Source organism: Ramlibacter pinisoli, assembly GCF_009758015.1.
Taxonomy (GTDB): domain Bacteria; phylum Pseudomonadota; class Gammaproteobacteria; order Burkholderiales; family Burkholderiaceae_C; genus Ramlibacter; species Ramlibacter pinisoli.
The window spans coordinates 213,224-235,018 of sequence record NZ_WSEL01000002.1 but is presented as its reverse complement, the minus strand read 5'-3'; the positions used below and the strand labels follow the sequence as shown (position 1 = coordinate 235,018).

Below are 21,795 nucleotides of genomic sequence, written 5' to 3'. Positions count from 1 at the left end.
AGCGTTAAACAGCTTCATTGAAGCAGAAAGAGTACGGCCATGGAAACTGGCAACCAATCCTCCGCCGCAGCACCGAGCGGCACCGCCGACGGCCACGGGCAGGCGCACGACAAGAAGAGCACGTGGAAACTCAAGGTTCAGGGTGAAACGCTGGAATACGACGTTCCCGAGGTCAGGGTGTCCGACGCGATGACCCGTGCGGGGTTCGATCCGAAGAAGGCGTGGCACATCTACCTCATCGTCAAGGACCAGCCGAAGCAGGAAGTGCCGCTGGACTACGTCGTCGATCTGCGCATGCCAGGCATCGAGAAGATCCGCCTCATGCAGCGCAATGTGGACAACGGCGACGGCCAACAGCAAGCCCAGCGTCGCCAGTTCAAGGTGCTGAAAGCGGACGAGCAGTTCCTAGATGGCATGGGCCTGCGCTGGGAAGCAGCGGTCGAGGGCGAGGCCCAATGGCTGGTCATTCATGACTACCAACTCCCGGCCGGCTACTCCCCGCAGACGGTGCAGCTGGCGCTCAACATCCACAAGGACTACCCGGCGGCCCAGATCGACATGTTCTACTTCTGGCCCCATGTCCGTCTGGCCAGCGGCCGCGAGATCCCCAGCACGCAGGTCACGGCGACGGTGGACGGGCACGTCTTCCAAGGCTGGTCCCGCCACCGCAACGAAGCCAGCAAGTGGGACGAGTACAGCGACAACATTCGCACGCACATGGCGCTGGTCGAGACCTGCTTGGCCAAGGAGCTGGGCGAATGATGCCGCGCACTACCCTCAGCCTGACCGCAGCTGCGCACGCGCAGCTGCGTGCCCACCTCTTTCCTGGCGACGGGAAGGAAGCGGCGGCCGTGCTGGTGTGCACCCAGGTGCCTGGCCCACGTATTCGCCTCCTGGTGCGTGACGTGATCCCGGTGCCGCACGACTCGTGCACCCGGCGCACGGACTGCTCTCTGACTTGGCCGGGGTCCTATATCGAGCAGGCAATCGACGCCGCAGAGGCTGAGAACCTCGGCATCGTGTTGCTGCATTCCCACCCCAACGGCTTCCCCGCCTTCTCAACGACCGACGACGAAAGCGACCGCGAGGTCATGCCTTGCATTTTCGCCGCCATCGATGCGCGGCATGGTTCTGCCGTGATGCTCCCGACAGGACTCATCTTCGGCCGCATCTACGACCGGGACGGCGGACACACCTCAATCGACCTGGTCTCGGTTGCGGGGGATGACCTCCATTTCTGGTGGCGTGACGACCTGGCCACCGGCATCTGCCGCCCAATGGCCTTCACGCCCGACATGACTTGCGAGCTATCGCGGCTGACTGCGGTAGTCATCGGCATCTCCGGCACCGGCTCGCCGACTGCCGAACAGCTCTGCCGCTTAGGTTTCGGCCGCGTCATTGGCATCGACTTTGACCACGTCGAACACAAAAACCTCAACCGCATCCTCAACACCACGTTTGCCGACGCTGAGAATGGCAGCACGAAGGTAGAGGTGTTCGCCGAACGCGCAAACCGCTACCGGTCCACGCCATACTTTGAGGGATTGGCCGTCAACATGATGAGCCGCGACGCGGTGATGGCGCTAGCCCAGGGTGACGTCGTCTTTAGCTGTGTCGACACCCACCGTGCCCGAATGATCGCCGACCGTGCGGGTGCGACCTTCCTGCTGCCGTTGATCGATGTCGGCGTAGGGATTCCCACGCGCGAAACTGCGCATGGACTGGCGATCGCCGAAGTGACCGGCCGCATCGACTACGTGTATCCCGGCGGCAGCAGCCTGCGTGACCGCGGCGTGTACACGCCCGAGTCGCTGCAGGCCGAAGCGCTTGCGGAAGAAGATCCTGTCGCTCACGCCGACCGCGTGAAGGCCGGTTACATCGAAGGCCTGCCGGACCAAGCCCCCGCGGTCATCGCCCTCAACATGCGGGCCGCCAGCGCCGGCGTGCTGGAATTCATTGCGCGCGCCTACCCGTATCGCCACGAGCCCAACGCGAGCTACGCGCGCACCAAGTTCATGCTTGCGGAGGCGTTTGAGGAATTCACCCACGAGCGCGAGTTCGCCCCAAAGCCCACGCGCCTGCTTGCCTCGGGCGCTGCGGAACCGCTGCTAGGCCTGCCGATCCTCGGCCAGGAGGACCAGTGATGGGCTGGTGGCAGCGCCAGTGGCTGAAGTTCAAGGAACGGGCGTGGCCGTACCGAAGAATTTTGGTGATCGCCGGGGATGGATTGCCGAGTAGGCTGCCCGCCCGTGACTTGGTGCTACTTACCGAGGACGATGAACCATGGTCCGTTGCAATGATTTGCCCCTGCGGCTGCGGACAGCGGGTTGAGCTACCGCTTCTGCGTGAGGCATCCCCTCGGTGGAGCCTCCAGGTAGACAAGCTGAGGCGCCCCACCCTGCGCCCGTCGGTCTGGTTGCTTGACGGTTGCCGATCGCACTACTTTGTCCGCTCAGGAAGAGTGGTTTGGGTGTGAGTTGCGCGCTCCGAAATGGGCGTGCATCTGCCAAGAACAGACACGTCGATGACTCTCAAAGCTCCTAGCCTCGCGCGTAGCGCGAAAACCCGCCACTGGCCGCTTGCTGCCAGACGTGCGCATACACGTTGGCAGCCACCAGTTCCTTCTCTTCGGTGGTGAACGGCGGGGTCGGAAGCCCTGCGTACACCTCGTCAAGGATGAAGACCTCCACGTCAGCCTTGGTCTGCTCCTTCTCCCAAAAGCGGTCCAACTCGGCCAGGCGCTCCTTCACGGCGGCAAGCAATTGGCGACTGGCCTGCTTCACCCGCTCGCGTGAAGCCGCATCCAGCCCGTCCTTGCGCAGCAGGTCGAACATGGCCAGTTCGTCCTCGTCCAGCCCTTCGCGCGTGGCGCGCTCTCGCTCTTCGTCCAAGCTCGCGACCAGCTCGACCAGGCGGCGGAACGTTTCCTCGATGGTCGTGCGGTCCTTCTCGTTGTTGTAGTCGGCGACGATCTCCTCGTACTTGCGCTGGTAATCCATCCGCGCCGGGTTGCGGGCCAGCATCTGGGCCAGCTTGTCCTCGACGATGTCACGGATGTCCTGCAGCGCGGTGGCTTTGCGCCGCACTTTCTTCGCGAACTCGTCGCGCAGCTTCTCCAAGTCGATGCGGCTCAGGTCGAAGGTCAGACCCTCAGCCTGGTCCTGCCCAGGCGCCTGAGTGCGGATCGCCTCGTTGACGATGCGGTGCAGTTCCTTCAGCAGCGCGGTCACGTCGGCGGTGTCGCGGCGCTCGGTCAGCTTCTTGTAGATTGCCTCGATGTTGTCGTGCCGCTCAGCGTAACGGAACGCCGAAGGCTCGGTCAGCAGCGAGCGGAAGCGGATGAACACCTGCCGCGCCAGGATCTCGAAGCGGCGCTTGCTGTCGTCACTGGTATAGACCGCCTCGACACCGTCTTTGAGCATCGCGATGCGGGTGAAGCCGGTCGCACCCATCAGGGCTGCAGGGTCGAACCTCAGACCGCGCAAGTGAGCCTCTGTCGCCTCGATCGCTTCCAACAGCGCCTGCACGCGCTCTTCCACCGGCGCGATGAGGTCGCCGCCGTCCCCGCCGCCGTCGTCTCCCAGTGCGTACTGCGCCAACGCGGCGCGCAGGCCCTTCAGCATGCCGTTGTAGTCGACGATCAACCCGAAGTCCTTGCCCGGGTACACCCGGTTGGCGCGCGCGATCGCCTGCATCAGCGTGTGCGCCTTCATCGGCTTGTCGATGTAGAGCGTGGACAGGCACTCGACGTCGAATCCCGTCAGCCACATCGCACAGACGATGGCGACGCGAAACGGATGCTGCGGGTTCTTGAAGGCTTTCTCCACATCGACCCGATCGCCGCCCGGAACGTCGAAGCCCTGCTTCAGCAGCGCGCGGTGCGGAATGATGTCGAAACCCCACTTGGCGAAGTCCGCCACCTCGTTCTGCGCTTCGCTGATGACGATCTCGACGATGGTGTCGTCCAGCCACTGCGCCTGCGCCGCCAGCTTCGCCGCTTCGGCGGCTCGGCCAACCAGCGCTGCTTGCTGCGCCGCCGCTCGCACCGCCGCCGCCTTGGCCTGCCAGCGCGGCTGGATGCGCTGCAGCATGCGCGCGCAGGTAATCTTGTCGATGCAGACGAACAGCGCCTTGCCCGACTCCCAGCGCGTGGCGCAGTGCTCGACGAAATCGGCAGCGATCTTGTCCAACCGCTCGTCGGCGGTGATGACCTCGTAGTCCTGCCCGAGCAACTTCTCCAGCAGGGCGGCTTGGTCGGCGTCGAGCTCGGCCTCCTCGATCTTCTGCGCGATGCGCTCGTTCAGGTCGGCGCGTGCCACGCCCAGCTTCTCGCCACGGTTCTCGTACACCAGCTTGACCGTGGCGCCGTCTTCTTCCGAGCGCTTAAAGTCATAGCGAGAGACGTAGTCGCCGAAGATGCGCCGGGTGATCTGGTCCTGCTTAAACAGCGGCGTGCCGGTGAATCCGATGAAGGCCGCGTTCGGAAGCGCCAGCCGCATATTGCGCGCCAGCCGGCCGGCCTGCGTGCGGTGCGCCTCGTCGGAGACGACGATGATGTCGTCGCGCTCGCTGTACGCCTCGCCGGGCCTGACGTCCTGGTTGAACTTGTGGATCAGGCTGAATACGTAGGCGTGGTTCTCGGTCAGCAGATGCCGCAGCTGCACGCCCGACGCAGCACGCGGCGTCCTGGCGTCGGCGATCCCGCAGCCGACGAAGCTGCCGTAGATCTGGCTGTCCAGGTCGTCGCGGTCCGTCATCAGCAGGAAGGTGAAGTTGCCCGGCAGCTTGCGCCGCACCTTCTCGGCGAAGAAGGCCATCGAGTACGACTTGCCGCTGCCCTGGGTGTGCCAGAACACGCCCAGGCGCCCCAGCTCAGGGTGCGCACGCTCGATGATTTCTATCGGACCTTCGGGGATGTAAGAAGGGGGCGTGCGCTCAGCGGCCACCAAGGCTCCTGCAGGCTCGTTGCCCGCCGGCCGCCCGCGGCGGCTTCGCTCCGCTTCTTTCCGCTCCAGCGGCAACGTCACCACCCGGTGCCGCAGCCGCTCCCCGGGCGGGAACTGCCGCTTCAGTTCCTCCTGCCTAGCCACCGACGCGACGGCCCTATTGACGCCCAGCACCTGGTGGTTGCGCGCCACCACCTTGCGCGTGGCGCCGGCCTTGCTCTCGTCGAACAGGATGAAGTTCTCGACGATGTCGAGCAGCCGGTCGTGCGCCAGCATGCCGTCGAGCAGCACCTGCGCGGCCACGCTGCCGGCATCCTGCTCGTCCTGGCGTTTCCACTCGTAGAAATGTTCCCACTCGCTGGTGATGGAGCCGTAGCGCGCGTTGTCGCCGTTGCTGACCACGAGGAAGGCGTTGTGGTGGAAGGCATGGGCGACGACGTGCTCGTCCATATAGTCGCGCAGGTTGCCGTCGAAGCCGGCGCGGATGTTCTTGTAGACCGCCTTCAGCTCGATGAAGACCAGCGGCAGCCCATTGACGAAGCAGACGATGTCGGCGCGGCGGTTGTAGTTGGGCGTGCGCACGCCGGTCAGCACCAGCTCGCGCACCGCGAGAAAGCGGTTGGCGCCGGGCGCGTTGTCGAAGTCGATCACGCGCGCGCGGGTGGTCTTGCGCTGGCCGGCGGCGTCGCGGTATTCGACCGGCACGCCGCCGCGCAGCAGGCGGTAGAAGTCGCGGTTGTGTTGCACGGCCGAGCGGCTCACGTCGTACGCGGTGAGCTGACGCACCGCGCTGTCGATCGCGCCGTCGGGCAGTTCACTGTTCAGGCGGACGAGGGCGGCGCGCAGGTCGCGCGTCAGCACGGCTTCCTTCGTGTCGGCGCGGCCAAGCAGGCCGCCGGGGCCAAAGGTCTCCTGCTTCCAGGCGTGGACGCTGCCCCAGCCGAGTACGTTCTGCAGGTGGTCGGCAAAGGTCTTCTGCACCAGCCGGTCTTCGCTGTTGATGGTGGTGATGGCCATCGTGTGCTGAGTTCCTGGCTGGTAGGTTCGCGGTGCTCGTTAGACCGCTATTTCGCCGCTCATCAGGCGGGGGAGGAGGAGGTCGCGGGCTTTGGCCAACTGCTGGCACAGCTCCGAAAGCACTTCGATCAATTCGGCGATTGGCTCTGCCTCGGCTGCATACAGCTCTTGGATGCGTTGAGGTGGACACAGGACCGGCACGCGCTGCAATGCGCCGGCACTGAGGTTGGGCATCGTCGAGCCCTTCGCTTGGTTGGCGATGAAGCCCGAAGTAGCTGGCGATCCCAACGTATCAAAAAGATAGCGCGGCACGATCTCATTAGAGTTGGGACGGATGCGCAAACTTCCTGTCCCACACAACCATCCGCGTTGGCGTACGCCGATGTACGCACGCCGGCCAATGTCACCACGCCGCCCGTACACCGTGTCACCTACTTCCATGCGATGTCGGCTCAACCTCGCGGCCAGATCTTCCGGTATCCGAGCGAAGCCGTCAGTCTTCAAGCGCGATCCAGCAATGTCCTTGGGCATGATCACTGGAACGCCATCGTCAGAGTAGTCCGATTGATGCAATTGACTCCCGAATGGTCCCGTCTGAATGCCGTCGCCGGATGGGCAGAGACTTGAAAGCGCTCGGATGCACCAACCTTGAGGCAGACCGTCCGCAATCGCAGCGTGCTCGTGGCCGGGGAAGCGGAGGTGGACGAACCACTCGCGGTAGAGCAGCCGCGCTGCTTCCGCCAACAAGGCAATCCGTCGCCGATTATTCTCGATCAGGTCGTCGTAGGAATCAGCGAATTCGGCGATGCGAGCCTGTTCACGGAGGGTGTCGGGATACCTCACCCTGCATGCCTTGATACGACCAGGCGACGTGTGGCGCACCGTCGCGCCACTGGCAGAGCCTCGAACCTGTGCGCGGTACACGTAGGTATTGAACAGGTGGTACAGAAAGCGTTCGTCAATCAGCCCAGGCCGCGTAATCGAGACAAGGCCAAGCCGTTGGTTATGAAGGTAACGGTCATCTTCAGGAATGCGAAAAGAAGCTCCCAGTACCGGGGCCGCACTGACCAAGTCCGTCATGACGACCAACGTGTCACCACGGCTCAGTAGATAGCCGTCTGGGACCGGCCCATCGTAGAACTTCTCCTTATCACCCCGGGGTCGAAATCCGCCACCTTCAAAACAGTGGCCAGGAGTTAGGACGATCCGCTGGCCCTCGTCGGAGAAGTGCTCGCCCTTGAACGCGAAGCCGTGCTTAATGTCAGCGAAGTCGCCAATCTGGCCTTCAAGCCACGTCACGCCCCCAACTCCTCGAAGTTTCGCGCGATCCTCGCCGCCAACTCAACCGCCTCCTCGTTCAACCCCTGCAAGTCGATCTGAATCGCCCGCAGCGCCTCCTCGAAGTCGAAGTCCTCGTCCACCTCCTCCGGCGCCACGCCAACATACCGCCCCGGCGTCAGGCTCCAGTCGTGCCCTTGGATCTCGGCACGCGACGCGCGCTTCACCAGGCCCTGCACGTCGCACAGCACGGCGTCGGGAAAGCGTTCCTGCAGCCAGTCGGCCTGCTTCACGAAGTAGCGCGGCCGGCGCAGCGCCTCGACGGCCGCCGCGCGCGCCGACTCCAGCGCCTTGCGGGCACGGGTGATCTCGGCGCCGGCCCAAGCGTCTGAATCGCGCGCCTCCAGGTCCTTGACCGCGACGTCGACAACTCGGCCGGCGAGCTTGGCCGCCAGGTCGACCTGCTTGGTGAGGTCTCGACACTGCTCGGCCACCGGGTGCAGCGCCTTGCGCGCGGCATGCAAGCCGGCGTTGTCGTCGCGTGCGACCTGTGTCCAGTCCTTTCCGCGCGCTGCAGCCTCGGCGACGAAGGCCTCGATGTCCGTGCCCAGCGTCGAGCGCAATGCGAGCAGTTCGCCCCAGGTCTCGGCCAGCGGGTCCGGGTCCCGCTTCGTCGTCACGAACGTCCCCGTCAGGGTGCCCAGCTTGTCCAGCGCCGCGATGAATAGCGCCAGCGGTTCGGCAGCAGCCGCGCCGGCGGCCAGTGCCTGCGAGAGGTAGGCCGCCACCAACGCCAGGAAGCGCTCGCCCTGCCCGCGGTACAGCCAGACGATGGCGGCGATGTTCTGCTGCTGCTCGCGGGAGAAGTCGCAGATCGCGCGCGACACTTTGCGAGAGATGCCGCGTGCATCGAGCATCAACACGTGGTCGCGCCGCGCCTCATCTCGCGCCTTGGCGCGGTCGAAGAACCACAGCTGGCACGGAACGGTGCGGGTGTAGAAGAAGTTGCCGCGGATGTCGATCATGACGTCGACGGCGCCGCTTTCCACTATCTTCTGCCGCACCGCGGCCTCGTCGCGCCCGGCGCTTGAGGCCTGCGACGACATCACGACGCCGGCGCGGCCAGTCTCGTTGAGATAGCTGTAGAAGTACGACAGCCAAAGGTAGTTGGCGTTGGAGACCTTCTTCGCCTTGTTGACACCGGGCAGCCCGAACGGTAGGCGCGGGTCGCCCTTTACCTTCTCGGCATCGACCTCGTCCACGTTGAACGGCGGGTTGGCCATTACGAAGTCGCACTTGCCCACGAGTTCGTGCGGGTCCTTGTAGTAGGTGATCGCTTCGTTGCCGGCGCGGATGCGGCCTTCCAGCCCGTGCACCGCCAGGTTGATTTGCGCCAGCTTCGCCGTCGTCTCGTTCTTCTCGTGGCCGTAGAAGGTGACTCGCTTCATCGTGTCGCGGCCGGCGTGCTCGATGAAGTGGCTGGACTGCACGAACATGCCGCCCGAGCCGCAGGCCGGGTCGAGGATCAAGCCGTGGTCGGGCTCGATCACGTTGACGATCGTCTGCACGATCGAAGGCGGCGTGAAGAACTCGCCGTTGTCGTGCGCGCCCTGCTTGGAGAACTCCGCGAGGAAGTATTCGTAGATGCGGCCGAAGACATCGCCCGACGCGCTGCGCAGCGCCTCGTTGTCGAAGGTGCGCATCATGCGTTCGAGCAGCTCGTTGTCGAAGCGCTCGTAGTCCTTCGGCAGCTGGCCGGCAAGCGGCTGAAAGCGCTGCTCCACCGCCTCCATTGCGCGCGTCAACGCCGCGCCCAGGCTCTGGTCCTTGGGTGTCTGCAGGATCTCGTCGAAGCGGGTGCCCTGGGGCAGCATCAGCGCTCGCCGTTTGGTGAAGTCGCCGGCCACCGGCGCGCGATCGGCCATCCTGCCTGCCGCCTTGTCGGATTCGATCGCCGCCAGTGCTTCGTAGTAGCGGTTGGTGGCCTGGCGCAGGAACAGCAGACCCATGATGGGCATGAAATACTCGTTCGATGCCAGGCCCGAATTGGCCCGCAGGTCGTCGGCGATCTTCCAGAGTCCCGCTTCGAATTGCTCCAGGCCCGTGAAATGGTCGGCGGTCAATGCGTCTCTCTGTTGGTGATTTAGTCAGCCGGTAGGGTCCGGCAAGCGAGCAGTGTACCGATCGCTTCAACCATTGCATTCGGGTCCCGCCTCTGGCCAAAAGTAGGCCGAAACATGGCCCCCTCCAGAGGTCGGCCGTTGGTCAGTCCGAAGTCTTCGATGGCCGCTTCCGGCCCGTCTTCCCCGCAAGCCGCCTGAACTTCAAGACGTCTGAGCTCGCACCGAGTTGGTTTCGGGCCGCTTTCCGAGTGCCCGTCTCCTCACATGGAATGCCTGCGTTCCATGTGGCGTCCGTCTGAGGACTCGCTTCGGTGGGGCTTCGCCGGTGCTTGTCGATCGAACGAGACCCCTTGCCATGTGCCCGTTGCTAGACGGTGTGCGGGGGACGTCCCCGCGCATCGAAGGACAACATGGGCAAGAAGAAGGGACGTGGCCGCCCCGGCATCACGCTGGAGGACGTCAGACGGGCCTGCCAAGAGCTTGAGTTGCAGGGCCGCAAAGTGGGGCCGTCCAATGTACGGATCGAACTCGGAACGGGCAGCTTCAACACCATTCAAGTGCACCTGCGTACCCTCGGCTATGCCTCGCGCCCGCGACGAGGAAAGGGGTGACGTGATTTATAGCGGCCCCAATCGGGGCCGCCTTCTTCTGCAGCCTCGGGATCCGTTCTGCGCGCACCCCCATTGCGATACCTGGCGTCAGGCCGACGACTGTGTTGCGTCGACCGGTTGAATCCGCCGTCGAATGCGGTCGTTGCTGGAGTTCAGTTCGTCCAGGGCCGTCAGCCCTGGCGCATGCGGCCGACCGCGGCGTCCCGTAGCCGGTGGTAAGTGTCGACCTCGTAGGAGGTAATGCACTTCATCATCCGGTTTACAGGCGTGCCCTGCGTGTGGTCGCGGCTGGCGCCTTGCGGTACTTGGCATTCAAGCTTTGTCATTCGGCTTCTCTTTTCGCGGTGTTAACCATGTACCCCATGGGCTGCTGAATCACCCATTTCATATCGCAGCCGGGAAAGGCGTCTTCAGCAGCGTCGAGCGCCTCAAATGCGTCCTCATACCCGCCGCCTCCTCCCATCACCTGATCGTCCGGTCCGCGCACTTCGAACATCCAGTGGCCAGCCTTGCTACGCATCAAGAACACCTGCCACTTAGCGCACCGGTGGTCTTTTCTCTCTTTGGTCATCGGTTTTCTGCCTTGTGAAGGTTGAACCCAACATGCGCATGCGGAAACTCTGTGTTTCGCCGAAACGCTGCAGCGGCGAGCGTGGACCGTGAATCTGCACCGCCCATCAGCAAAGCCGCCAGGGTGAGGTCAAGCGCGACTCTGCGCTCCGCGGCCCGGGGCGCCGCCGTCACTGCGCGTCGCGCCGCATCGACATCGCCCACCAGAAGGACTTGCTTCTGTGCACGCGTGATGGCGGTGTACAGAAGCGTCCGGTCCAGCATGCGTGACTTGGTCACTGGCACCACAATCCTGGGCCACTGCGAGCCTTGGGCCTTGTGGACGGTGACCGCATAGCCCAACTCGACGTCGTCGAGCATGTCTGCGGTGAGAGGCCTTCGCTCTCCGTCATCCCACTCGATCCATGCCAGCGCTAGCCCCGTTTCGTTTCCATCCTCCTCGGCGAGCACCCGGGGCGCAGCTTCAACCTCAGCGACGCGTCCGAGTGAGCCGTTCTGTAAGCCCTTAGCCCACAGATTCCGAGTACAGAGAACTACATCACCTTCGTTGAAGCCGCACAGCGCCTCGGTCTGGAATTCCTCGTTCCAGCACTTGACCGCGGGCCGGCCCCGCGTAAAGCGCTGCTGGCACAACTCGTTCAAGACCTTCGTGCCCGCCACACCGTTTCGCAAGGGCGCCAGGACCTGAGTGTTCTCAAGGTCCAGCGCTAGAAGCTCGACCACTAGGCCGGCCACCTGGTCGTCACTGCATGGAAGGAAGGCGATGGGGTCAGCGGAGTCATCGCCCAGCTCAAGCCATTTGCCACTGCGCGCCGACGCCGCCGCGGCCGCGATGTGGCCGCCGTACCTCTTCACCGCCTTGAGTTCCACGGTCGGCACTTGGGGCACGTTCTGCATCGCGTGCAGCACCAAGCCGGGCCCAACTGGCATCAGCTGATGGGGATCACCAACTAGAACGAGCCGCACATGCGGAGGAAGGGCTTGACACAACCGACTCATGGAGATGATGTCGACCATGCTCGCCTCGTCGACTACAAGGACAGCGAGCCCTTCCATCGACTCCGCCTCCTCGGACCGAAGAAAGCTTGCGATTGTTGATGCCGGCCTTCCGGTGGCCTCCTGCATCCGTTTCGCGGCCCGGCCAGCCAACGCAACTTGGACAACCTTGACCTTGCACAGGTCGAACAGGCGATACAGCGTCTTCAAGACGGTCGTCTTGCCGACACCGGCACCTCCAGTGATGCACACGAATGCGCGGGTTGTTGCCGCGTGGAGGGCCTCTCTTTGCTCTAGGTTGAGCTCCACCCCATCCTCCTGGAAAACGCGGCCTATGACGCCGTCGACAACCGCACGCGACGCCAGAGGCACCTCGCCCAGCCTGAGCCGCTGGTGGATGGCCCTCGCGACTTGGCGCTCCATCACGAGTGCTCCCAGCGGTTGGAGGCCATGATCACCCTTGACGAAGCTGCCGTTGCCCAAGCCTGCAGTCAGCGCACGCGAAATCAAGTCAACCCAGCGGACTCCCGTAGGCGGCCGGCCAAGTAGTCGCGAAATGCCGTCCGATAGCTCGGACGAGAGCATGGCCGTGTGCCCCGAAGCGAAAAGACGGTAGCAGGTCTCCTCAACCGCGCCGAGGAGACGTCGTTGGTCGTCCTGAGCTAGGCCGAACTCGCCGGTGGCGAGCTTGTCAACTTCCGACCACCTGCCCGCGAACGAAAGTAGCCGGTAGGGATCTTCTTCAATCTTTTCGGCCGCATTCGAACCGAAGAAGGCCAGCACCTTGCGGCCTATGCGGATGTCAAATCCTCTGGCCTGCAACCACTGCAACGTCCTTGCATCACCTTGCAGGCTCCACGCGGAGGTCAAGCGCTGCGCAGCCTCCGCCGGCACCACCGCCGAAAGTTCCACGTGATCTCCAGCGTCCAGGAGCGCATAGAGCCGCTCACCGAAGTGGTCCCAAAGCCGCCGGGCCTTGACGGTCCCGAAGCCTTCGAAGGCCGTGTTGCGCGCGATGAATGAGACAAGATGCTCGCCCGATGGCCGGGCCAGCAGCGCGGTCGACGCATCCACCTGGCGCTCGGTCAACGCGAAGCCATCAAGCCGTAAGGGACGCTCGGTGATGGCACCGGCGACCCGCCACCATTGTCCTTTCTCCACTTTGCAGCCCCCCAGAACGGCGCGTGAAGCGCGCACTACCAGGTACGAGCGGGCATCCTCGACGGAACCATCAGGAGCAATGGGCACGCCAGTGAAGATCGCGCCACCAAAGCCGAGCGGGTTCTGCGACCGGATCCCGGTCACACGGAGCGTGATGGGCGTCATCGCGGCACCCGTCCTGTTTCCGCGAGAGCCTCCTGGAGGTCCGCGTATCGTGAAAGCAGTCGCTTAAGTTCGGCAACCTCTGCACGCAGGCTCGCGTTGTCCTGCTCAAGGCGTTTGAGACGTTCGGCATCTCGGGCCGTCGCGAGACCGCTTACCTCCCGTTGCCTTAGCGCAGGAGCCTGGGCGGCCGCTTGGACGGCTTGTGGAAGCACGCCTCTCGCCCTGAGCCCGGATTCCAAGTCACTTAGGGACTGACGAACACGCGGGTTCTGGGAGAGCGCTGACTTCGCGAAGCCACACTCAGCGGCGATCTCCGTTCTGGAAAGAACCCCCCTGCTTACCATCGAGCGGTATTCTTCGTCGCTCTTGGCCGCGGCCCAGGTGACGAACCTCTGGAAGTTCTCTTCTGCCAGTTGCTGCCCGCTAGACATCGTCATCCCTCCGCAACTTGGTCTGTCCCCGCCGCGGCTTGACCAGCGCGCGATTCAACCGATCCAGGGAGTCGCCCGCGAGCTCGGTGGCGGTTGTTTGGCACATCGCCGTCCCTCTCGACTCTGCTCTGCTCTCGCTGCGGCTTCGCGAGGGCCTTGTTCAAGTTATCCATCGAGATGCCACCTCGCTCGGCGTTTATCGCCCAGACGTGGAACTGCTCAAGCAGCCTTCTGTTCTCGACATCGAGTCGCGCAGCTTTCGCCTTCAGTCGCTCGATTTGCTCGAATGCCGCACGCAGCCGCTCGTCTCGAGGAACTCGTGGGCCGCCGGACGGCATCCCTCGAGCGGCATCCTTGCGAAGGTCGAACGCCGCTTTGATTCGAGGATGGTCGCCTAGCGTGAAGCGGGAATAGTCATACTGCGCGCCCAACGTCGCGGAGATCTTCGCGCACAGCAACTCCCACGTGATCTTTCCCGACCATCCGTCCAAGATCTCCACGATCGATTCGATCAGATGGTCTGTGAGATCGGGGGCTCTGCTCTTCCTCATTTCAGAGCCCTCTGGTGGGCGGACGAGATCCGCGTAGTCGCGCTGGGCGCTACATGACCGATCGGCATTGGCTGATCTTCGGCAGCCAAAGTGATGACAGTGCCATCCGGGGTATCAGGATTCGTAAGCAGCGCCAGCAGTTCCTCCGCGCGCATCAGCGTCTTCTGCTGGTGGGCGACCCACCTGTCCGCGCCGAACTCGTGATCGGTCAGGGCCTTCTTGGCCACCGACAGGGCGCGTTTCGTCTCCGCGACGCGCAACCGCAGCGCGGCTAGCTTGTGAACCTCTCCCTTAACGCACACCTCCTCGTCGCAATTCAGACAGTCGCGGTGCATCTGGCAGGGTTCCGCGGCGAAGTCGTGCCGGCAGAACCCGTAGTCGGTCGTGTGCGTCGCACCAATATCCAGCTTCACGAAGTCAGCCCGATTGATCAATGTGCGGGAAGGAGCCTTCACGAGGCCACTCATGAACCCGTGCTCCTTAGTGGCTCGGTGGATCGGGGCCTGCGCTTGGTCCGACGTCATGTGGTCGTAGGCGCTGTTCTGCCTCACGTCCACGCGACCGCTGAATGCCGCGATCTGGACATCGGTAAGCCCACCCATCTCTGCAAGCGTTTCCAGGTAGTGCCTGAACGCGTGAGAGTTGACGACGATTGGACTTCCGTCGTCCTCCGTGAAGCCGTACTTGGCGAAGATGGACGGAATCCCGCTGTCATTTCTCTGGCCCAGACGTGAACCGATATCGCTCTGCTCGAGGACGTCGAACATGCATTCGTAGGTTGCGCGGCCCGGGTGAAGCTCGTTCTTTCGCATCACGCAAAGTGCTTCGTCAACACGAATGGGAGGGCCGTCTCCTGGCAGATACGGGAAGGATCGAGGCAGCATGGACAGCACTGCCCTCTCGACATCGCTGAAGCGCACCCTCGCGGTGCGCCCGTCCTTGATCAGCTCGATGCCCTCCTTGTTGCACCATTGAACAGCAGCGCCGCCAGCTGGACCCCATAGGATCTGGCTTACCTCGGCTGTGGTCAGGAGCTTCTTTGCACGAAGATGCTCCACGTCCTTCGCCAGGTAGATCTTGCGAGGGTTATGGACGTACCAGGCAGCGATTTCGTGCGCCGCTCGCGAGCAGGTCTCAAGTCGGCTGATCGCCTCTCGCGCGATGTCAGCCATCTTGGTAGGTATGGGCTTCACAATGTCAGCGGCGCCCTTGGACCCAGACCACCGCAGTCCGAGTTTTCCCTCGAGCCGCCCTTCGCCTTCATCAATGCAGTTGCGCCGCAGGCGGACGACTTCGTTGATCCGCTCTGGCGCGCACATCATCAACGTGGCGGAAGAGGAGATGAGGGTGTCAGCGACACCCATGGCAGTGAGGAAGACCCCTGCCAATCCGCGGATCGCCGCCGGCGATGGGAGCTTCTCCTGGCGCGCCCTAAGTGATGCCTCATCGATGCGCGATCCAGTCTCGCGCGGTTTCGGAACACTGTGCACCCAACGGGTGTTCATGCGAATGAACCGCTTCTCGCGCATCAATTCAGCGATCGCCTCCAGCGCCCCGGCTACCCTGTACGCAACGGCGTCGCTTAAGTTCCGCCTGGCCAGATCGACTGCGGCGTCCAAGACAGTGGGTGTCACAGCTGTCGGTCTGCGGTCCCTGGCGTTCTCGCGCAGTGCAGCCTCCAGGCAGCGCAAAGCGGAGAGCCTCGGCCCTTGCGAGACGACCGGACGCTTGTCTTCCAGATAGACGATGACGGCCTTGGCAAAGGAAACAAAGGGTTCCGGTAGGGCTGGCAGATGTTTGGCGCCCTTCGCAGCCTCCAACGTGTTGAAGACGATCCGCTCGACACCGTTCTTTCCCTTCCTGGTCTTTTCGGTTTCCCAAATGTTCTCGTCGAATTGCTTGTGGGCATTGAGAACGGGGGCGTGCCGGCACAGCTTGATGAAAGCGCTGACGTTGGCGTGGCCGTTAAGCTCAGATCGGGGTGTGAAATGGATGAGGCCGTCAGGCATTGAGCGCCCCTCCATCGCGCTGCGCGCGAACCGCGGCACAGTCCGAAATCACTTCACGGACCGCGATGATGGCGTCATCATTGACAGTAGCGATGCTCTTGTCGGTACGATGCCGCTCTCGATCTTCTATGAGACGGTGAAGAACTTTCTCGTGGGGTGCATCCAGCCAGGGCTCGAACTTGAAGCAGGTGTAGCAGGCCACCGGCTTATCGAAGCCGCAGTAGGCCTTTGTTCCGCAGCTTCCGAGACCTGACTTTGCGAGCCGGAAATCGAAGATCGTGGATCCTGGCTCGCCGGCAAAGGTTGCCTGCGATCCGTTCTCGATCAGGCGGCCGTGGAAGGCTTGGGCGATGGGCGCCAAAGAGCTGGAAAGGGCTTCGTCGATGTCCTCCGCGAGTTCCGGTGACACTTCGAAGTACACCTCCACGTTCTGCAAATCGGAGTGGCCGAGCCGGTCAGCGATAACCGCTCGGCTGCAGCCTTGCTCGGCCATCCGGGTGCCGAAGGTGTACCGAAATCGGGTCGGGGACACCGGCAGGTCCGCGCCGTTCAGTCGATGACTCGTTGGGACGTGCGGCTCTATCGCTTCACGGAAGCGCTGTGAGAGCTCTTGCCCGGTACAGTGGCCCAAGAATGCTCCGGCGCCGGCGCTCGGCCTGTTGGACGGGAAGAACGGCGCGTCGGACGCGGCGCCTTTCGCCAGGGAAGCCTCGATGTAGTCGAGCACCAGCTGCCCGGTCTGGGGGGAGAGTTCGAAGGGTTTTAGCTGCTTTCTCGAGTGCTCGTCGCCCTTCTTGACTTGTGGGACGTAGACAGTAAACGTGCGCCGACCATCGGGCGTGGTGTCGACTTTCAGGTCGCACAGTTTCATCGATGCGTACTGCGAAATCCGTGCCCCGGTTGCGAAGAGAAGCCGCCCCAGCACGAAGCTCCACACGGCCAGTTCCCCGGCGCCGTACGCCTGGTCGAGAGCCCTGTACAACAGCGTGTACTCAATGGCCGTGAATGGCCCTCGCACTGGATCGTGTGTCCGAACTGCATGCCCTTTTCTGTTGCCCGGCTTGCGGCTCTCGCGCAGATAGTCGATGCTCTCTTCGTCGACACCCGGCTGGTTGAGACTAAACCATCGTTGCAGCAGCGCATTGAGGGTGCCCACGCGGTACTGCTCGTGCGGCAGCAGCTGCGCCTTGAACGCCTGAATTTCGCGAACTCCAACACTGATGCAGCCGGTGCCGGCGGCTTGGAGCTTCTGCGAAAAGTGAACGAACGCCTCGAACAGGTTCTGCGCGTACCTAGGCGCCATGCCGCGCAGGGCTGACATCAGTGTCCAGCGAAGCGACAGCTCCAGCGCGCGACATTCGGAGGCAATCCGATCGAAATTGATGTGGACTGCGACCACGCCGTCTTGGAACTTCCAAGGGTTCTCTCGCGGGAAGAACTTCACGCCGTTTTTGGTGAACGCTTCCTTCGGGAGCGCAGATATGAGTGCGTTGGCTGAGGTCTTGTCGCTCTTCATTCTTTGATCCTGCTTTCGAGGTCTTGTTGAAGCTTGAGGCCGACCTTTCGCGCGTTCGCCTCAATGGTTCGCAACGTGTATCGGGCAGGCATCTTCGAGCCCGGACTCCAGCCCTGATGCGTGGCTCGCGCCTTCTCCTCCTCCGCGGGCTTGAGCCCCATCCTTGTCGCGACTTCCGAGAAGCGGTCGTTCCAGGTATGCCGAAGCACGTGCGTGGTCAGCGTGCGGGGGAGTTCGGGACACGCTTTACGGATGTCGTTGAAGATCTTTCCGATGGAGTCGTAGGAAAGGGCAGCGGTCCCGTCATCGGTGACCCACAGCTGCGGGATCTTTCTGGCGGGCTTCTTTTTCCGACGCTCTCCCAGGTAGTCCTGGAGTCGTTGCATCAGCGCAATGTCAACCGTGATCTCTCGGTCAGCAGTCTTGGCGACCGGCTGGTGTACGCGCTTGTCATTCTCATCATCTGCTCGTCGATAGATGGTGATGACTAGCCTCGAGGTACCGAGGTCACCGACTTGCAGTCCGGCCATCTCGCCACGCCGGATGCCGGCAGCGAGATACAACACGACGATGAGGAAGTTGCGCAACCTGACGAAAGGAACCTTCCACGGATTGGCGGGAGAGTCTGGGTCGACGACCGCGACCAAGAGCTCCATCGCCTCCTCGCTCATTCCCTTCCTCGAGCCGAGCTTCGCCCAGTTCGAGTACCGAGGGACCATTTTCTCGAGCGCTTTGATGCCTTTCGCGATCTCTTGCAGGAAAGCATCACTCGCGGCAAGAGGAAGCTGGCGGGCGTAGTAGTCGCCCAGGAATTCCAAGTAGGACACGAAGTGCCTGGTCCTGGTCGCGCGCGTAGGCACCTCAACAAGCTGGCGTTCCTTGGCCTTCTTCCGGCGCATCCGCATCCGTTCAAGGCTGCGGACCTTGGAGGCCGAGACTCCGCCGCCATCAGCCCGTTCTTCGTCCAGGTCCTTGACGTGGTACTGGGCAAGGTCGGCCAGCTGGTCGAGCTCGGCGCTCGTTAAGAACTTGCCTGCGCGAAGCCGGGCCTCCAGATCGAGCTTCTTATGGTGGCAGTGCCGGTAGAGCAGGGCCAGTGAGCCGGCGATCTTATGGATCGTGTTTGCCTTGATACCTTGCAATCGGTACCGATTGATGAACAGTACGGTCGCATGGATCGGCATGCCAGTGTCGCTGCGCATCACAGTCGACGTGCGCTCACCATTTTCGAAGCGCAGTCTCCGCGCAAAGTACAGCGGCTTCATAGCTGGCCCCCCTTACAGAGCGCAGCGGGTTTCGCAGATGTGTGCGGCCGAGATCGTCCGGCCATGCGCAGCACCGCCCATCCCCACGACGGCGGCTCCGACCGACTAGATGATTTGAAGGAGCATGGGCTGAGGCGGTGGTGCGAGCTGCGTTCCCCACCCCTAAAGCGAAGGCGCCGCGAAACGTCCAGCGGCCCCATCACGTTTTCCCCGTGCCGCCCGACCCGCGTGCCGGTGTCCTGGAGCAGGCTTTGCGGATGTCGTTGAAGATCCTGCCGATATCGCCCTCGGTGAGCGCGGCGCTTCCGCCATTGCGGATCCACAGCTGAGCGATGTTCCCGACGGGATCCCGCTTCCGTCGAGCCTCAAGGTAGCTCGAGAGTCGCTGAATCACGGCGATGCCAAGTGTCGCCTCTAGACCTGCAGTTTCGATGACGACTGGCTGGCGCGGGTGTCTGTCGATCGGCTCATGATCCCGGTGATAGATGATGGTCTCCGGCCACCAGACACTGAGGTCGCCGACTTGCATTCCGACCAACTCGCATCGCCGGATGCCGGCAGCGAGATACAACACGACGATGAGGAAGTTGCGCAGCCGGACAAAGGGATCCTTCCACGGATTGGCGGAGGAGTCTGGGTCGATGGCAGCGAGCAAGACATCCTCTTGCTCCTGGTCAATCCCCAGCCTTGAGGCAAGCGGCATCCAGCCTGCCGCCGCATGGTCCGGCAAGTCGGCGTCGAGGCGCACCACGACTGACGTGCGCTCACCATTTTCGAAGCGCAGCCGGCGCACGAAGAAGTGAGGCCTCATGGCTTGCCCTCCTCGCCAACGGGCCGACGAACCTCAGGGCTGCGTGAGGCGGAGATCGTTCGATCGTGCGCAGGCGTGTCCGTCCGCACGGCCGGCAGACCGCGAACAGATGAGTTACTTAGAAAAGCGCCGAGGCGCCGACGCGCTCGCGCATTGCGAAATCGCAAAACAAACACAGAGCCACCCCCTGGCCTCCAAAGGCCATGCAGGTGCGCTTCCGTTCTTGCTTTGCGGTCACGCTTTCGCCGCCCCGGAGGACGACAGGTATGCCTTACATACCCAACATGGATATGGGCTGAGTATCCGAAGCCATATTCACCCTAGGTCGTGTGGACCCGCAAGAGATGGGGTGGCTAGTCCCGTTGCCCGATTGCGAGCTAAGTCTACCGACGTACCCACAGACAGCGCAAGTACCAGTTCTGCGAGGGTGGCAGCAGCCCGAATTTTTGAGTGTTGATAGCGAAAGGAGGCCCAGTTCCCTCTGGAACTGGGCCTCCTACCAACAAAAAAGCGTCTTTATCCGAGCTAGAACGGGATGTCGTCGTCCATGTCGTCGAAGCCCGACGACGGCTTGCTGGGGGCGGGGCGCTGGGCTGCCGGCGCGGCGCGCGGCGCGGCCGCCGGGGCGCGCCGCGGCGCGCTGTCGTAGCCGCCGCCATCGTCGTCGCCGCCCGAGGGCGCGCCCATGCCTTCGCGCTTGCCCAGCATCTGCATCTGGTCGGCGCGGATCTCGGTGGTGTACTTCTCCACGCCCTGCTGGTCGGTCCACTTGCGGGTGCGCAGGCTGCCCTCGACGTAGACCGCTGAGCCCTTGCGCAGGTACTCGCCGGCGATCTCGGCCAGGCGGCCGTTGAACACCACCCGGTGCCACTCGGTGGCCTCCTTCATCTCGCCGCTCTGCTTGTCCTTCCAGCGGTCGGTGGTGGCGATGGTGACGTTGGCGACCCGGTCACCGCTGGGGAAGGTGCGCATTTCGGGATCGCGGCCGAGGTTGCCGACGATGATGACCTTGTTGACGGATGCCATGTTCTGTCCTCCTGGGGGGATTGACCATTATCTCTATGTCGCCTGCGCTTCTTCGGCCAGCACTTCCTCGGCCGACGGTTGCCGGGCCGGCGCGCGCATGGGCCATGCCACCAGCAGCCAGACCAGCATCAGCACGGCGCAGGCGGCGAACAGCGCCTGTCCCCCAACGTGCTGGGCCAGCCAGCCGCCGACCGCGCCGCCGGCAAAGAAGCCCAGTGATTGGAGGGTGTTGTAGACGCCCAGCGCCGCGCCGCGCGCGTGCGGCGGCGCCACCCGCGACGCCATGCTGGGCTGGCTGGCCTCGAGGACGTTGAAGCCGCAGAAGAACAGGAACAGCAGCATCGCGAGCCAGCCGGTGCCGGGGGCCGGCAGCAGCGTCAGCGCGATCTCCACCAGGGTGATGAGGCCGATGGCGGCCAGGAACACCGCCCGCAGGTAGCCGCGCCGCTCGAGCGGGAACAGGGTGGCGCCCATGACGACGAAGGAGGCCACCACGGCCGGCAGGTAGACCAGCCAGTGGCGCTCCTTGGCCAGTCCGGACTGCACCAGCAGCGCCGGCACGGCCACCCACATCGCCAGCTGCACCGCGTGCAGCACGAACACCCCGACGTTCAGCCGCAGCAGCGGCCCGTGCACCAGCACCTCGGCCAGCCGGCCGCGCGGCGCGGACTTGTGCTGGACCGGCTCGGCCGGGGTCCACCAGCCCACCACGGCCATGCAGCCGACCGCCAGCGCGCCGGTGAGTGCGAACAGGCCGGACAGGCCGACCAGCGCGGCGATCGCCGGCGCCGCCACCAGCGACAGCGCGAACATCAGCCCGATGCTGGCGCCGACCAGCGCCATGGCCTTGGTGCGGACCTCGTCGCGGGTCTGGTCGGCCAGCAGGGCCGTGACCGCGGCCGAGACGGCGCCGGCGCCCTGCAGCGACCGGCCCACGATGAGCCAGGTCAGGCTGTGGGCGGCGGCGGCGACGAAGCTGCCGGCCGCGAACACCAGCAGGCCGAGCAGGATCACCCGCTTGCGGCCGAAGCGGTCCGAGGCCAGCCCGAACGGGATCTGCAGCATGCCCTGGGTCAGGCCGTAGATGCCCATCGCGAGGCCGACCAGCGCGGTGTCGGTGCCGCCGGGATAGCGGGCCGCCTCCAGCGCGAACACCGGCAGCACCAGGAACAGCCCCAGCATGCGCGAGGCGAACACGGTGGCCAGCGAAACGCTGGCGCGGCGCTCCAGCGGCGTCATGCGGCCAGACGGGGCGGGGACGGGGGTGGGAGTCACGGCGTCGGGCGGGGGCCGGGCGGCCGCCCGGCAAAAGACGCCGA

General features: G+C 63.8%; 18 protein-coding genes. 4 read left to right on the top strand and 14 right to left on the bottom strand.

Annotation, left to right across the window (positions count from 1 at the left end; translation table 11 throughout):
* Positions 1-39: 39 nt before the first annotated feature.
* From GON04_RS01150 to GON04_RS27000, 3 genes are read left to right on the top strand one after another with little or no spacing between them, the layout of a single operon-like run.
* On the top strand, positions 40-762 hold the full coding sequence (locus GON04_RS01150) for an E2/UBC family protein (RefSeq protein WP_157396161.1): 723 nt from the start codon (positions 40-42) through the stop codon (positions 760-762).
* Positions 759-2,144, top strand: coding sequence for a ThiF family adenylyltransferase (locus tag GON04_RS01145; RefSeq protein WP_157396160.1), 1,386 nt, complete (start codon positions 759-761; stop codon positions 2,142-2,144). Before GON04_RS01150 ends, GON04_RS01145 begins: the two co-directional genes overlap by 4 nt.
* The gene (locus tag GON04_RS27000; protein ID WP_220132886.1) at positions 2,144-2,476 is read left to right on the top strand and encodes a ubiquitination-like system serine protease family protein; all 333 of its coding nucleotides are present in this window, start codon (positions 2,144-2,146) and stop codon (positions 2,474-2,476) included. Before GON04_RS01145 ends, GON04_RS27000 begins: the two co-directional genes overlap by 1 nt.
* A 64-nt stretch (positions 2,477-2,540) precedes the next feature.
* Here the strand turns inward: GON04_RS27000 and GON04_RS01140 are convergent, their stop codons facing one another.
* The 3 genes from GON04_RS01140 to GON04_RS01130 are packed head-to-tail and all read right to left on the bottom strand — an operon-like array spanning position 2,541 to position 9,364.
* A complete protein-coding gene (locus tag GON04_RS01140) occupies positions 2,541-5,963 on the bottom strand; it encodes a type I restriction endonuclease subunit R (RefSeq protein WP_157396159.1) in 3,423 nt (1,140 codons plus the stop codon).
* Between the two features lie 39 nt (positions 5,964-6,002).
* Complete coding sequence (locus tag GON04_RS01135; RefSeq protein WP_157396158.1) at positions 6,003-7,262, bottom strand: restriction endonuclease subunit S; 1,260 nt, start codon at positions 7,260-7,262, stop codon at positions 6,003-6,005.
* Positions 7,259-9,364, bottom strand: a complete 2,106-nt coding sequence (locus tag GON04_RS01130) for a class I SAM-dependent DNA methyltransferase (protein ID WP_157396157.1) — start codon at positions 9,362-9,364, stop codon at positions 7,259-7,261. Before GON04_RS01130 ends, GON04_RS01135 begins: the two co-directional genes overlap by 4 nt.
* 410 nt (positions 9,365-9,774) lie before the next feature.
* Between GON04_RS01130 and GON04_RS01125 the strand changes: the two genes are divergently transcribed.
* Positions 9,775-9,975, top strand: a complete 201-nt coding sequence (locus GON04_RS01125; protein ID WP_157396156.1) for a DNA-binding protein — start codon at positions 9,775-9,777, stop codon at positions 9,973-9,975.
* A gap of 170 nt (positions 9,976-10,145) precedes the next feature.
* Here GON04_RS01125 and GON04_RS26520 read toward each other — a convergent pair whose 3' ends face one another.
* The 11 genes from GON04_RS26520 to GON04_RS01075 all read right to left on the bottom strand — a co-directional run bounded on the left by GON04_RS26520 (position 10,146) and on the right by GON04_RS01075 (position 21,715).
* A complete protein-coding gene (locus GON04_RS26520) occupies positions 10,146-10,301 on the bottom strand; it encodes a hypothetical protein (RefSeq protein ID WP_181653574.1) in 156 nt (51 codons plus the stop codon).
* The gene (locus tag GON04_RS01120; RefSeq protein WP_157396155.1) at positions 10,298-10,546 is read right to left on the bottom strand and encodes a YegP family protein; all 249 of its coding nucleotides are present in this window, start codon (positions 10,544-10,546) and stop codon (positions 10,298-10,300) included. The genes GON04_RS26520 and GON04_RS01120 overlap by 4 nt, the downstream gene beginning before the upstream one ends.
* Complete coding sequence (locus GON04_RS01115; RefSeq protein WP_157396154.1) at positions 10,543-12,867, bottom strand: ATP-dependent DNA helicase; 2,325 nt, start codon at positions 12,865-12,867, stop codon at positions 10,543-10,545. Before GON04_RS01115 ends, GON04_RS01120 begins: the two co-directional genes overlap by 4 nt.
* Positions 12,864-13,298 carry a VPA1267 family protein gene (locus GON04_RS26995; RefSeq protein ID WP_157396153.1) on the bottom strand — a complete coding sequence of 145 codons (435 nt, stop codon included), beginning with the start codon at positions 13,296-13,298 and terminating at the stop codon, positions 12,864-12,866. Before GON04_RS26995 ends, GON04_RS01115 begins: the two co-directional genes overlap by 4 nt.
* Positions 13,299-13,300: 2 nt before the next feature.
* Complete coding sequence (locus GON04_RS26515; protein WP_198349181.1) at positions 13,301-13,798, bottom strand: hypothetical protein; 498 nt, start codon at positions 13,796-13,798, stop codon at positions 13,301-13,303.
* 47 nt (positions 13,799-13,845) lie between these two features.
* Entirely contained in the window at positions 13,846-15,858 is a 2,013-nt protein-coding gene (locus GON04_RS01100) for an integrase (RefSeq protein ID WP_157396151.1), read from the bottom strand.
* A complete protein-coding gene (locus GON04_RS01095) occupies positions 15,851-17,374 on the bottom strand; it encodes a site-specific integrase (RefSeq protein ID WP_157396150.1) in 1,524 nt (507 codons plus the stop codon). Before GON04_RS01095 ends, GON04_RS01100 begins: the two co-directional genes overlap by 8 nt.
* The gene (locus tag GON04_RS01090; RefSeq protein ID WP_157396149.1) at positions 17,371-18,639 is read right to left on the bottom strand and encodes a site-specific integrase; all 1,269 of its coding nucleotides are present in this window, start codon (positions 18,637-18,639) and stop codon (positions 17,371-17,373) included. The genes GON04_RS01095 and GON04_RS01090 overlap by 4 nt, the downstream gene beginning before the upstream one ends.
* Positions 18,640-18,838: 199 nt before the next feature.
* Positions 18,839-19,450: a site-specific integrase gene (locus GON04_RS01085; RefSeq protein WP_157396148.1), complete on the bottom strand. Its 612-nt coding sequence runs from the start codon at positions 19,448-19,450 to the stop codon at positions 18,839-18,841.
* A 525-nt stretch (positions 19,451-19,975) separates the two neighbouring features.
* Positions 19,976-20,476, bottom strand: a complete 501-nt coding sequence (ssb, locus tag GON04_RS01080) for a single-stranded DNA-binding protein (RefSeq protein ID WP_157396147.1) — start codon at positions 20,474-20,476, stop codon at positions 19,976-19,978.
* Between the two features lie 33 nt (positions 20,477-20,509).
* Positions 20,510-21,715, bottom strand: a complete 1,206-nt coding sequence (locus GON04_RS01075; RefSeq protein WP_157396196.1) for an MFS transporter — start codon at positions 21,713-21,715, stop codon at positions 20,510-20,512.
* Positions 21,716-21,795 lie beyond the last annotated feature (80 nt).

Excerpts from the sequence above, each read along its gene's own strand:
- GON04_RS01075 (WP_157396196.1), bottom strand. The coding sequence starts at position 21,715 with ATGACGCCGCTGGAGCGCCGCGCCAGCGTTTCGCTGGCCACCGTGTTC.
- GON04_RS01140 (WP_157396159.1), bottom strand. The coding sequence starts at position 5,963 with ATGGCCATCACCACCATCAACAGCGAAGACCGGCTGGTGCAGAAGACC.
- GON04_RS01145 (WP_157396160.1), top strand. The coding sequence starts at position 759 with ATGATGCCGCGCACTACCCTCAGCCTGACCGCAGCTGCGCACGCGCAG.
- GON04_RS01090 (WP_157396149.1), bottom strand. The coding sequence starts at position 18,639 with ATGAAGCCGCTGTACTTTGCGCGGAGACTGCGCTTCGAAAATGGTGAG.
- GON04_RS26520 (WP_181653574.1), bottom strand. The coding sequence starts at position 10,301 with ATGACAAAGCTTGAATGCCAAGTACCGCAAGGCGCCAGCCGCGACCAC.
- GON04_RS01125 (WP_157396156.1), top strand. The coding sequence starts at position 9,775 with ATGGGCAAGAAGAAGGGACGTGGCCGCCCCGGCATCACGCTGGAGGAC.
- GON04_RS01115 (WP_157396154.1), bottom strand. The coding sequence starts at position 12,867 with ATGACGCCCATCACGCTCCGTGTGACCGGGATCCGGTCGCAGAACCCG.
- ssb (WP_157396147.1), bottom strand. The coding sequence starts at position 20,476 with ATGGCATCCGTCAACAAGGTCATCATCGTCGGCAACCTCGGCCGCGAT.
- GON04_RS01150 (WP_157396161.1), top strand. The coding sequence starts at position 40 with ATGGAAACTGGCAACCAATCCTCCGCCGCAGCACCGAGCGGCACCGCC.
- GON04_RS27000 (WP_220132886.1), top strand. The coding sequence starts at position 2,144 with ATGGGCTGGTGGCAGCGCCAGTGGCTGAAGTTCAAGGAACGGGCGTGG.
- GON04_RS01085 (WP_157396148.1), bottom strand. The coding sequence starts at position 19,450 with ATGAGGCCTCACTTCTTCGTGCGCCGGCTGCGCTTCGAAAATGGTGAG.
- GON04_RS26995 (WP_157396153.1), bottom strand. The coding sequence starts at position 13,298 with ATGTCTAGCGGGCAGCAACTGGCAGAAGAGAACTTCCAGAGGTTCGTC.
- GON04_RS01120 (WP_157396155.1), bottom strand. The coding sequence starts at position 10,546 with ATGACCAAAGAGAGAAAAGACCACCGGTGCGCTAAGTGGCAGGTGTTC.
- GON04_RS01095 (WP_157396150.1), bottom strand. The coding sequence starts at position 17,374 with ATGAAGAGCGACAAGACCTCAGCCAACGCACTCATATCTGCGCTCCCG.
- GON04_RS01100 (WP_157396151.1), bottom strand. The coding sequence starts at position 15,858 with ATGCCTGACGGCCTCATCCATTTCACACCCCGATCTGAGCTTAACGGC.